Here is a 12,259-nt window from a genome sequence, read left to right on the forward strand (position 1 = left end):
GTTCTACACTAAGAACATTCTGCTTAACGAAGGCATTCGTGCTTGGATGGCTCCGACCGACCAACCCCACGAAAACTTCATCTTCCCTGAAGAAGTTCTGCCTCGCGGTAACGCACTTTAAAAAAATCAGGATTTGGATTTCAGCTTAATTTATGTTTTTTAAATTCAAACTAGAAATCCAAATTCCTATTCACCGGGTGGACGCAGTGCTCCTGCGGTCACCCGGAGAACAAAAAAACCGAAATCCAAAAACTAACATCGTTGGAGGTTCTACCGCGTGGTAACGCTCTCTAATTCCTATGCAAGCGGTCGCGACCAAGAATCCTCCGGATTCGCTTGGTGGTCAGGCAACGCTCGTTTGATCAATCTCTCAGGCAAACTGCTGGGCGCCCACGTCGCTCACGCTGGTTTGATCGTGTTCTGGGCTGGAGCAATGACTTTGTTTGAAGTCGCTCACTTTATCCCAGAAAAACCAATGTACGAACAGGGCTTAATCTTGATGCCCCACGTCGCTACTTTGGGTTGGGGCGTCGGCCCCGGCGGTGAAGTTACAGATATCTTCCCGTTCTTCGTAGTCGGCGTTCTGCACTTGATTTCCTCTGCGGTTCTCGGTTTGGGCGGCATTTATCACGCCGTTCGCGGCCCAGAAGTTCTCGAAGAATACTCGAACTTCTTCGGCTACGACTGGAAAGACAAGAACCAGATGACCAACATCATCGGCTATCACCTGATTTTATTGGGTGGCGGTTGCTTGCTGCTGGTTGCTAAGGCCATGTTCTTCGGCGGTGTCTATGACACTTGGGCTCCGGGCGGCGGCGACGTGCGTATTATCACGAACCCAACCCTCAACCCCGCTGTGATTTTTGGGTACTTGGTTCGCGCTCCTTTTGGTGGCGAAGGCTGGCTGCTCAGCGTTAACAACATGGAAGACATCATCGGCGGTCACATCTGGCTTGGCCTGATTTGTATCTCTGGCGGTGTTTGGCACATTTTGACCAAGCCTTTCGGCTGGGCTCGTCGCGCCTTAATCTGGTCTGGCGAAGCTTACCTGTCCTACAGCTTGGGCGCTTTGTCCCTCATGGGCTTCATCGCTTGCTGCTTTGTCTGGTTCAACAATACTGCTTACCCTAGCGAATTCTACGGCCCGACGGGCCCGGAAGCTTCTCAAGCACAAGCTTTGACCTTCCTGATCCGCGACCAACGCTTGGGTGCTAACGTCGGTTCTGCACAAGGCCCTACCGGTCTGGGTAAATACCTGATGCGCTCTCCTACTGGCGAAATCATTTTCGGTGGTGAAACGATGCGTTTCTGGGATTTCCAAGGCCCTTGGTTGGAACCTTTGCGTGGTACTAACGGTTTGGACTTGAACAAAATCAAGAATGATATTCAGCCTTGGCAAGCTCGCCGCGCTGCTGAGTACATGACTCACGCTCCTTTGGGTTCTTTGAACTCTGTGGGCGGCTTGGCAACTGAAGTTAACGCCTTTAACTATACTTCTCCCCGTTCTTGGTTGGCCTGTTTCCACTTTGTGATGGGTTTCTTCTTCTTGATCGGCCACTTGTGGCACGCTGGTCGCGCTCGCGCGGCTGTCGCTGGCTTTGAAAAAGGTATCAATCGCGAAAATGAAGCGGTTCTTTCTATGCCTGATTTGGACTAATCATCGGCCTTGTGCTGATGTGATTGTCTAATCAAAAAAAGCTCCTGCTTAACGGCAGGAGCTTTTTTTTAAGCCAATATCTCGAAAAAGTGGCGTTGCGATCGATGTTAAGCCTTTCTCTGAATTACTCCACAATTCTTGAGACTTGACTATTTTGATGAGTTCGGGTAAAGAACTTGCAGGCCGGCTCTACAAAGTTTATATTTAATTAAGGTACAAAAGTTTTAATCACACAAAATTGACAATAGCAATAGGAAGTTGCAGTTTGAAGGTAGATCCTTAGCTGTGCAAAACTAATCTACTTTTATTAAATGCCTGTGCTTTCAAAAATTGATAACACGCACAAAACTTTTTAGCCAATTACTATTATTGCTGGGAAAGCAAAAAATTAAGAATGGACTCATTAAAGCTCGAAAATGTCCAGGTGATTTACGATCGAGCAAATTTACTCGATCGCATCGCCAACCGCATTCGCCGCTCTCTAGAATTGCCAGAAATTCTCAGCGCCACAGCAGCGGAACTTCAATCGTTCTTGGGAACAGACAGGGTAAAAATCTATAAATTTCATAGCGATGGCAGCGGTGAAGTGATTGCTGAATCAATTAACGGCAAACGCTTGCCATCATTATTGGGGCTGCATTTTCCAGCAGACGATATTCCCCCTCACGCCCGCGAACTGTTCGCCCAAGTACAGGTGCGATCGATCGTCGATATCGATTCCGGGTTGCTAGGCCAAAGTCCCCGCCGCGACGAGGTTTCCGATCAAATGCTGCCCGATGAAGTGCGCTTTCGGGCGATCGACCCCTGCCACGCTGAATACTTAACTGCACTCGGCGTTAAAGCTTCCTTGGTAGTACCAATTTTTCACGACCAAGAATTGTGGGGGTTGTTGGTATCTCACCACTCCCAGTCCCGGAGTGTCGCAGAGGAGGAACTGCAAGACGTTCAGATGGTGGCAGATCACCTCGCCGTCGCGATCGCCCAATCAACCCTCCTCTCCCGAACCAAGGCCAAAGCTGAGCGTGAAGCTGCCGTCAACCGCGTCGCCGCAGCCCTGCACTCCCAGCCCGCGATCGAACTGCAAGCAGCTTTGGCAGAATGTGTAGCTGCACTAGAGGCCGTAGGTGGCAGGCTTTGCATTTTCCACAGCAACAATCTCACGAGTTTACTACCCTACTCGGACAATTCCACAGAGGCACTCAAAGTCTACACTTGTGGCTCAGGCCCGAGAATGCCTATTTCTGCCAAATACCAGCAGATAGAGCTATACAGCGTCTGGCACGAATATTTTAACTCCAGCGAGCAACAGGTTTGGGCAATTCCCGACTTGTACAAAATTAGCAGTTTGAGAAGCCTGCAACCTGCATTTCGATCGACAAAAATCCGCAGCATTTTAATCGCACCACTCAGAACCAGGCAGCAAATATTCGGTTACTTGAGCATTTTTAGAGAAGAATTTGACACCGAAACTCTCTGGGCAGGACAATTAGATGCCGACGGGCGACTCGCTCAATCTCGGATATCTTTTGAAGCGTGGAAAGAGTCAAAAACAGCCCAGATTCGCGAATGGAATGCTGAAGAAATTGAATTATTACAAGCTTTTGCTAGCCATTTTTCTCAGGTAATTAACCAATACCAACTATACCAAGAAATAGAGGCACTTAACGCTAATTTAGAAAATAAAGTTCAAAAACGTACCGATCAAATGCAACAGTTGACCCAACAGCAGCTAGTGCTGTTTGAAGTGGTGGCTAAAATGCGGAAATCTCTCGACTTGAACGATATTTTTACCACGATGTCCCAGGAAGTGCGAGCGGCTTTAAATGCCGATCGCGTTGGGGTTTACCGTTTCGATCCCGCATCGGAATTTAACGACGGGGAATTCGTTGCCGAAGATGTTTTTCCAGATTTTAGATCGGCAATGGCAGTCCGAGTAAACGATCACTGTTTTGGAGAAAACTACGCCAATCTTTACTCTCAGGGGCGAGTACACGCATTGGCAGACATCAGACAAGCCGGATTACAAGATTGCTTTCGGAAAGTATTGGAGCAATTTCAGATCAAAGCGACTTTAGTTGCACCGGTGATGAAAGGCAGCGAGCTTTGGGGGCTGCTATGCGTGCATCAGTGTTCGGATCCCCGCAACTGGGAATCTTCCGAAATTCAGTTTCTCACTCAAGTTTCTGCCCAGTTAAGTATCGCACTAGAACAAGCGGATTTGCTCGCTCAAACTCAGCAGCAAGCTGTTGATTTGCAGCAAGCTACTGAACAGCAGCGGATACTATTTGAAGTGGTAGTAAAGATTCGAGAATCTCTCGATATTAATGCAATTTTTAAGACGGCAACTCAAGAAGTTTGTCAGTTTATACAAGTTGATAGAATTGCTGTATATCGCTTTAATTCTGATTGGAGCGGAAAATATGTTGCCGAGTTTGTGAAAGACGGTTGGATCAGATTGGTAGGGGAAGATATCAATACGGTTTGGGAAAATAGTTATTTGCAGGAACACCGAGGTGGTAGGTATCTCAATAATGAGATTCTAGTCGTTGACGATATCTATCAAGCTTGTCACTCGGAGTGTAACTTCACTATTTTAGAGCATTTTCAGGTGCAGGCATATGCGATCGCGCCAATTTTTGTAGGACAAGAACTTTGGGGTTTGTTGGCAGCCTACGAACATTGTGGGCCGCGCTGTTGGGAAAGTTCAGAAGTTAAGTTTTTAGCTCAGATTGCCAATCAGTTAGGCGTAGCTATCCAACAAGCCGATTTGCTGGAGGAAACGAGAGGTCAATCAGCACAAATAGCTCAAAATTTCAAAGACTTGCAGCAAACTCAAGCTCAATTGATTCAGACTGAAAAAATGTCTGGTTTGGGGCAACTGGTGGCGGGTATTGCTCACGAAATTAACAATCCAGTTAATTTTATTTACGGCAATCTCAATCACGCTACTGATTATACTAAAAATTTGCTGAGTTTGCTGGAACTTTACCAGCAGCAATATCCCGATTCTAGTCCTGAGATTGGCGAGTTGGCAGAAGATATTGACTTGGAATTTCTGCGGTCAGATTTGCCGAAGTTGCTATTGTCTATGCAGGTGGGAGCCGATCGCATTCGTCAAATAGTTTTGTCTTTGAGGACTTTCTCTCGTTTGGATGAAAGTCAAATGAAGGATGTCGATATTCACGAGGGCATTGACAGCACGCTGTTAATTTTGCAGCACAGGCTGAAATCTAGTTCGGATAGTACCAACATTCTGCTAGTTAAGGAGTACGGCAATTTGCCTCTGGTTGAGTGTTATGCTGGACAGTTGAATCAGGTGTTTATGAATGTGATCGGAAATGCGATCGATGCTTTGCAATCGAACCAGTTGAGCGATCGCAATTCAGTGAGTCCTCAAATTAAAATCTCTACTGCTGTCGGTCAACTTAATGGCAATGTTCCGAGCGCGGTGATTCGGATTGCTGACAACGGTTCTGGAATTTCGGAATCGATGAGAGAACGCATATTTGACCCTTTTTTCACGACTAAGCCGGTGGGCAAAGGTACTGGATTGGGACTGTCAATTAGTTACCAAATTGTGGTAGAGAAACACGGCGGTGTTTTAAAGTGCTGTTCAGAATCTGGTAAGGGTACTGAATTTGCGATCGAGATTCCGATCCGACATCAGCCAGCAGTCAGCAGTCAGTAGTCATTAGGATCGGAAATTAAATAATTTACACAAGCTTGTGGAATGGGCGTCCCGCCCGTTCAGAAAGGACGGGCGGGATGTCCATCCCACAATAACAATAAAGATTGTAAGTTATTTAATTCTCATTCCTTAGTTATTGTAGGGTGCGTCAGCGGGCTAAATGTTTTCGTCACCTGCTCAAGGATTCCGGCCCCGTGACGCACCCTAAGGTTAGCTTTGTTGATGTAGAGTCTGCGTTTCAACCGCCGAGTTGAAGAGAGTTCGATCGCCCGCAAGCGTTGCTCGCAGAATAGGTTTGCCCCAAAACATGGTAAATTGAATAGCCAGACAGACTTTTGTCAAAGTACAGAACTGAGCGCTTGTAGTCGATCGCCCGATACGCCATGCCAGATTCCGAATTCTCAGATGATTTAAAATGGACGGCCCAAGCTAAGGCCAAGCTAAAAAATATTCCCTATTTTGTCCGGGGACAAGCCCGCGTGCGGATCGAGCAATTGGCCCGCGAAGCCGAAACAGAAGTCGTCACCATTGACTTAGTTGAGCAAGCTCGCATCGAGTTTGGACAATGAGGGATCGAAATGTACCCTAAAGCTTTAGACTATAAAATGCGTTGTAAGGACAAGGATTTAAAAAAGTAGTGCGGAAAATAGTTATAGCTGGCAACTGGAAAATGTACAAAACTAGGGCAGAATCCCTAGAGTTTCTTCAAGGATTCATGTCCTGCCTGACGGAAACCCCAGAAGAACGAGAAGTCGTGCTTTGCGTTCCCTTCACAGATTTGAGTGTCCTCTCGAAAAACCTGCACGGAAGCCGGATTAGACTCGGTGCTCAGAATGTCCACTGGCAAGAGTCTGGAGCTTATACGGGTGAAATTTCCGGGCAGATGCTGACAGAACTTGGGGTGCGCTACGTCATCATCGGCCACAGCGAGCGCCGTCAATATTTTGGGGAAAGCGACGAAACGGTGAATTTGCGGCTGACAACTGCTCAGAAATCCGGTTTAATTCCGATTCTGTGCGTGGGAGAGACGAAGCAACAACGGGATGCCGGGGAAACGGAAGCTCATATTTTTTCTCAGTTAGCGCAGGATTTGGTTGGTGTTGACCAAGATAACTTAGTAATAGCTTACGAACCGATTTGGGCGATCGGCACTGGCGACACTTGCGAAACGAAGGAAGCTAACCGAGTTATTGGTTTGATTCGCTCTAAATTGACTAATCCTGACGTGCCGATTCAGTACGGCGGCTCTGTGAAAGGAGAGAATATTGATGAAGTTATGGCGATGCCTGAAATTGACGGGGTTTTGGTTGGCGGTGCTAGTTTGGAAGCTGCCAGTTTCGCTAGAATTGTCAATTATCAATAACTGGTAAGTGGAACAAGGGCAGCGGGAAGGAGAAAGCGATCGCCTACAATTGTGATATGCCCTTGAGATACTTTAAGTGTTTGTCCGATCGGGAGAATTGACTTATGATTGCGATGGTTAAACCCAAACCCGCTTTAGAAGATTTCCTCAAACTTCCTGAAACTGAACCGGCCTCAGAATTTATTGACGGAGATATCCTTCAGAAGCCCATGCCTCAAGGTGAACACAGCGTACTTCAAGGTGAGCTCTGCAAGACCATCAATGAAGTAGCACAAACTCAAAAAATTGCCAAGGCTTTTCCTGAATTGCGCTGCACTTTTGGTGGTAAGTCGATCGTACCAGATATAGCAGTATTCCGCTGGGAAAGAATTCCTTTTTTGCCTTCGGGTAGAATTGCCAACATCTTTGAAATTAATCCAGACTGGTCGATCGAAATTTTATCCCCAAACCAAAGCCAAACAAAAGTCCTTGGTAAATTGCTGCACTGTTCGCGACACGGTACTGAGTTGGGTTGGTTGCTAGATCCTGAGGAAGAAAGTATTTTAGCAGTATTTCCCGGACAAAAAGTAGAATTTTACCGAGGTACAGATCGGTTGCCAATTATTAATGGAATTGAATTAGAATTGACGGTCGATCGTGTTTTTAGCTGGTTGAGTTTTGGTTGAAGAATCTTGGACGCATCAGACTCTAAGAAACCGGGGCTTTTTAAGATTGGTTTTTAGTGTGGAATGCAAGTCGGCTCTCAGGCTGCGGACTTGCATTCCACACTACAAACCGTTTTTTTCGTAGTGTGCTATGCAAGTCGGCTCTCAGGCTGCTGCGGACTTGCATTCCACACTACGAACCGTTTTTTTCATGGTAATTGACCGGACAGGATATCAAACCTAAAATCTTGAATCTAAAATCTCACTCGCCATGACAGATAACCCAGCCAAAATTATCATTAGAAATAAAACTTTCGAGTGGGGAAAACGCACTTATTTGATGGGTGTTTTGAACGTAACTCCTGACAGTTTTAGCGACGGTGGCGATTTCAATACCATAGAATCAGCTTTAGCGCAAGCTGAAAATATGGTAAAATCGGGGGTAGATATTATTGATATTGGCGGTCAATCTACCCGGCCCGGTGCAGCGGAAATATCCTTAGAAGAAGAGATCGATCGCGTTATACCTGTGATAGAAATGCTGAGGCAAAAAGCCGATATTTTTAGCTCAGTTCCGATTTCTGTCGATACTACCAGAGCGCAGGTTGCTAAAGCTGCGATTGAGGCGGGAGCTGATATTGTCAACGATATTTCGGGAGCAACTTTTGACTCGGAAATGCTGTCAACGGTTGCTCAGTTGCAAGTGCCGATAATTTTGATGCACATTCGGGGAACTCCCCAGACGATGCAAAAACTCACAGATTATCAGGATTTAATTGGGGAAATTCGGGATTTTTTGGAGAGTCGAATTGTGGCCGCTGTGGCTGCGGGAATTGATAAATCTCAGATAATTATCGACCCCGGTATTGGCTTTGCTAAGACTTACAGTCAAAACTTGGAAATTCTGCGACAGTTGACAAAATTCCGGGGTTTGGACTGTCCGATTTTAGTAGGAGTATCGCGGAAAAGCTTCATCGGTCAGATTTTGAATCAGCCGGAAGCTAAACAAAGAATTTGGGGGACAGCGGCGGCTTGTACAAGTGCGATCGCAAATTCGGCAGATATTTTGCGAATTCACGATGTCAGAGAAATGCACGATGTTTGTTTGGTTGCCGACGCTATCTTCAGAAATCAATCTTGAGCGGTTGATTGGTCGATTAGTTTGAGTTCTCGCTCTCCACCGTGAGCGTGCGGCTGGATATCCGGCATGGAACCCATCAACTCGTTGAGGGCTTCTGTCATGTTTCTTGGATCCATAAACAGAATTTTGGCGTTGTCGCTTTCGCCTAGTTTTTGTTGAGCGTCTAAGTATTTTTCAGTTACTAAGTAATTCAAAACTTGCTTGCTGTTCGGATGGGAGTCTAAAGCTTCAACTAAGAGCCTCATGTACTCCTTAGTGCCGATCGCCTTATTGACCATTGCTTGCCATTCGCTCTTGGTGGCGCGCTCCAATTCCATAGCTTCTTGCACCCTTTTCGGAGGTGTAATGCTTTGAATTTCTACGCGAATTACTTTGACGCCCCAAGTTTCGGTAGCTTCGTCCAACTTCTTGAGTAACTTTTTATTCATGTCATCTCGGGAACCCAAGATGTCTTGCATGGGCAATCGACCAATTTCAGCGCGAAACGTCGTTAAAACTAAGTTGGCGATCGCATTTTCAATTTGATCGATTCCATAATAAGCTTTCTGCAAATTCACAACCCGCCAATACACAACGGCATCGACTTCTAGGGCCACATTATCGCCCGTAATTGCTGATTGAGGTTTAATATCTAAAACTCGTTCGCGGCTGGTGTCCACGCAGACGACTTTTTCGATCAGGGGACTGATAAAGTGGAATCCGGGCTTGAGGGTGCGCTTGTATTGGCCCAAACGTTCGACTAAAGCTTCGTCGCCACCACTGACTATTTTCACGCTTGAGTTAACAGCGTAGCCGAGGATGAGCGCAAACAGCATGGTGAGAATAGACTGCCCCATTTCTACTTTCCTGCTAAGGTTGACTGAGAATCGATCGGGAATATACTCTAATTTAACTCAAAGTCTGCCGCACAGTGCTAAAATATCTCGACTGTTAATAATGAGATCAATGGTGGGCCGCCATGTGTTCGGACTCTGACGAAGCAGTCAGTAACTCAGGGAATCAACGCCACTGAGCTTGTAAGAGAAATCAAGCAAGCTGCACTGACCAGCCTAAGCCTTAACTGGCTACGTTATTTAGGTCATGACACCCACCGGATGCGAAGCTAGTCCCTTGCTCTGTCGCTAGTAGTTAAACAGCCTTAAAGTCACGCTCGACAGTGCTGCTAGCCTGACAAGCCTTTATAACATTGGCGAAGCTAACTTTACCCCGAAAGGGAGATTGAGGACAACCATCCTCGCCAGAGGGGCAACCATACCCCTCTACCCCGCAAGGGGATTCAATGCGATTGAAATCGCCTGGTCGTTTTCCTAGGAAGGACTAAAGTCTCTGAGCTTCCCACTTACCGAGCTTTTTTGTGAAACCCAGGATATCAACAACACATTTCCACAAAAGACATGAAAAACGATCGAGAGTTTCGCCCTTTCAAACCTTTTACCTGGATTGGCCCAAGCATTTTGGTGGCTGGAATGTGGGCATTGGGAGTTGTCCCACCCGTACAAGCTGAATCAACCACGGTGCAAATTGCCCCAAACTTGCAGTCGCAGAACTTGCAGCCACCGCGCCGGGGGCCCGCAGTTCGCGAAGTTCTATCCTACGAGATGAAGGGAGACGAACTTAAGATTTGTAAACAGGAAGGCAACTCTGAGAAAAAGTGCCAAGTTGTAGGCAAAGGTTACACGGTGGGTTTGAGAACGGCCAACGACCTCTACGGTCAAGGAAATATTGTCAATGCCGAAGTTTTGTACCGACAACTAATCGCTCGCTATCCCAAACAAGCCGATGCTTATTATAAGTTGGGAAGTCTGCTGTCGGGGCAAGGTAAAATGAGCGATGCGATCGTCCAATACCAGAAAGCAATTGAAGTCAACCCGCAGCACGCCAAAGCTCACAACGATTTGGGCGTGGCGATGGCAAGTCAAGGAAAGTTGCCCGAGGCGATCGTGCTGTGGAGACAAGCCGTTAAAATTAACAGCCAGTATCCCGATGCTTTAAACAATTTAGGAGTCGGTTTATACCAGCAAGGGGCGAAGGAAGACCAAGCAGAGGCCCTAGCCAGTCTCAAAAAAGCTAAGGAGTTATTTATCAAGCAGGGCAGAACTCAAGCAGCTACGAGAGTAGATAAACTTTTGGAGGAAATCAATTCGCAGTCGAGCGGCTCTTAAAATCATTATGTTCGATATAGCTGAAATAAAAAAGGTTTGATCGTTCGGACTTTAGTCCGCATCTTCTAAGGACTAAAGTCCGAACGATCAAACCAATCTTAATTATGGTCATCCAAGCAGATATGAGATCGATAGTCGATCGCTCGAACATAGAGATAAAAAACAGAGGCGGCGATCGAAATCAATTAGCCTTCAACGGCGGTTAAACACGCCGATAAGCCTCAACCTAAAGCATTTCCTTCAAAACTTGTAAAATTACATCTCCATCCACGCGATCGCTCACAGCGGCCTCACCCAAGCGCACCGGTAGCACAAAGCGCACCTTGCCATCCTGCACCTTCTTATCCAGTTGCAAAGTCTTCAAAATCTCCTCAATATCGACACCTGCGGGCAACTTAGCAGGTAAAGCAGCTTTGGCAATTAAAGCAGATTGGCGGCGATCGCACTCAGCATCCCACATTCCCAACTCCACAGCCAAGCGGCTGGACGCAGCCATACCAATTGCCACACCTTCGCCGTGATTAATTACCTTGTAATTAGTCAAACTTTCTACAGCATGACCGATCGTGTGACCGTAATTCAAAATCGCCCGCAAACCAGACTCCTTCTCATCCTTGCTTACCACCTCAGCCTTAGCTTGGCAAGACCTGCTCAAAATTTCAGCCAACAAATCCGCCTTCACATAGCGCATTTGATCCAAGCGCTTGCAGTTTTCCAACTTCCGGAACAATTCAGCATCCCAAATCACCCCGTACTTAATAACTTCCGCCATCGCCGAACGAAACTCGCGCGCCGGCAGAGTTTTGAGAACATCCGGGTCAATCAAAACCAAACGCGGCTGATGAAAAGCCCCAATTAAATTCTTCCCCGAAGGATGATTGACCCCCGTTTTGCCGCCAATAGAAGCATCAACCATCGCCAGCAGCGAAGTCGGAACCTGCACCACATTAATTCCGCGCAGCCAAGTCGCCGCCGCAAAACCCGTCATATCCCCAACCACTCCGCCGCCCAAAGCCACCATTGTCGAGGAACGTTCCAACCGGTTAGCCAAAGCCGCATTGTAAATCTTCTGGATGGAATTTAAAGTTTTGTACTGTTCGCCCGGTGGTAAAATGCAGGTACTGACTTCTAGACCGGCCGATTCGAGGGCTGCGGTTGCTCTTTCGCCGTAGTGCCGAAAAATCGACTGATTTGAGACCAAAAGAACTTTTTTGCCCAAACTTAGATCGCCCATCAGGGTACCGAGCTCGTCTAAGCCGCCCGTTGGCGTAGCCCCCGTAGGGGATCGCACGCAAATATTGTAAGATTGTGGGCCCAAGTCAACTTTAATTATCGATTGCATATTTATCTAATTTAGATTATAGATTTTAGATTATAGTTCTTAATAGGTCTTTTTATTGATTATTTTGGAGAAATTGCAATGAGTCTTACCGGAGCAATAGCTTATTTTGGAATTTTCGGTGGCATGGTTGGCTTGGCGACAGTGCTGATGTTTGGTCTCCGGGCTGTCAAACTCATCTAGTTTGTTAATTTAGATGTCTGAACCAGAGAATTTTATCTCTGGTAAAAGTAACATCGGGCCGATCGCATTTTTGCAAAAAATC

10 protein-coding genes and 1 pseudogene are annotated in these 12,259 nt (G+C 46.6%); 9 read left to right on the forward strand and 2 right to left on the reverse strand.

From position 1 onward, the window contains the following. The 7 genes and pseudogenes from JGK11_RS17560 to folP all read left to right on the forward strand — a co-directional run. A pseudogene (locus JGK11_RS17560) lies at window positions 1-121 on the forward strand (photosystem II protein D2); the annotation flags it as partial. A gap of 156 nt (window positions 122-277) precedes the next feature. Next, window positions 278-1,657, forward strand: a complete 1,380-nt coding sequence (gene psbC, locus JGK11_RS17565) for a photosystem II reaction center protein CP43 (RefSeq protein WP_293151178.1) — start codon at window positions 278-280, stop codon at window positions 1,655-1,657. A gap of 394 nt (window positions 1,658-2,051) precedes the next feature. Continuing rightward, window positions 2,052-5,345: a GAF domain-containing protein gene (locus tag JGK11_RS17570; RefSeq protein WP_293212386.1), complete on the forward strand. Its 3,294-nt coding sequence runs from the start codon at window positions 2,052-2,054 to the stop codon at window positions 5,343-5,345. 383 nt (window positions 5,346-5,728) lie between these two features. Then, window positions 5,729-5,914, forward strand: a complete 186-nt coding sequence (locus JGK11_RS17575) for a PCP reductase family protein (RefSeq protein WP_293183127.1) — start codon at window positions 5,729-5,731, stop codon at window positions 5,912-5,914. A gap of 68 nt (window positions 5,915-5,982) precedes the next feature. Continuing rightward, window positions 5,983-6,708: a triose-phosphate isomerase gene (gene tpiA / locus JGK11_RS17580; RefSeq protein WP_293212387.1), complete on the forward strand. Its 726-nt coding sequence runs from the start codon at window positions 5,983-5,985 to the stop codon at window positions 6,706-6,708. 104 nt (window positions 6,709-6,812) lie between these two features. Beyond that, the gene (locus JGK11_RS17585; RefSeq protein WP_293212388.1) at window positions 6,813-7,373 is read left to right on the forward strand and encodes a Uma2 family endonuclease; all 561 of its coding nucleotides are present in this window, start codon (window positions 6,813-6,815) and stop codon (window positions 7,371-7,373) included. A gap of 250 nt (window positions 7,374-7,623) precedes the next feature. Continuing rightward, complete coding sequence (gene folP, locus JGK11_RS17590; RefSeq protein WP_293197013.1) at window positions 7,624-8,493, forward strand: dihydropteroate synthase; 870 nt, start codon at window positions 7,624-7,626, stop codon at window positions 8,491-8,493. Here folP and JGK11_RS17595 read toward each other — a convergent pair. Continuing rightward, complete coding sequence (locus tag JGK11_RS17595; protein WP_293157580.1) at window positions 8,484-9,329, reverse strand: stomatin-like protein; 846 nt, start codon at window positions 9,327-9,329, stop codon at window positions 8,484-8,486. The genes folP and JGK11_RS17595 overlap by 10 nt on opposite strands. A gap of 558 nt (window positions 9,330-9,887) precedes the next feature. On the opposite strand from JGK11_RS17595, the gene JGK11_RS17600 reads away from it, so the two are divergent. Next, the gene (locus JGK11_RS17600) at window positions 9,888-10,655 is read left to right on the forward strand and encodes a tetratricopeptide repeat protein (protein ID WP_293183115.1); all 768 of its coding nucleotides are present in this window, start codon (window positions 9,888-9,890) and stop codon (window positions 10,653-10,655) included. Window positions 10,656-10,881: 226 nt separating this feature from the next. On the opposite strand, the gene aroB is transcribed toward JGK11_RS17600, so the two are convergent. Next, window positions 10,882-11,997 (reverse strand): 3-dehydroquinate synthase, encoded by a 1,116-nt coding sequence (gene aroB / locus JGK11_RS17605; RefSeq protein WP_293183113.1) that lies wholly within the window; start codon window positions 11,995-11,997, stop codon window positions 10,882-10,884. Between the two features lie 78 nt (window positions 11,998-12,075). Here aroB and JGK11_RS17610 point away from each other — a divergent pair, with 78 nt between their 5' ends. Further along, on the forward strand, window positions 12,076-12,177 hold the full coding sequence (locus JGK11_RS17610; RefSeq protein ID WP_194010188.1) for a cytochrome b6-f complex subunit PetL: 102 nt from the start codon (window positions 12,076-12,078) through the stop codon (window positions 12,175-12,177). Window positions 12,178-12,259 lie beyond the last annotated feature (82 nt).

The sequence above is a fragment of the Microcoleus sp. PH2017_34_RAT_O_A genome (assembly GCF_020737885.1).
In the GTDB taxonomy this organism is placed as follows: Bacteria; Cyanobacteriota; Cyanobacteriia; order Cyanobacteriales; family Microcoleaceae; genus Microcoleus.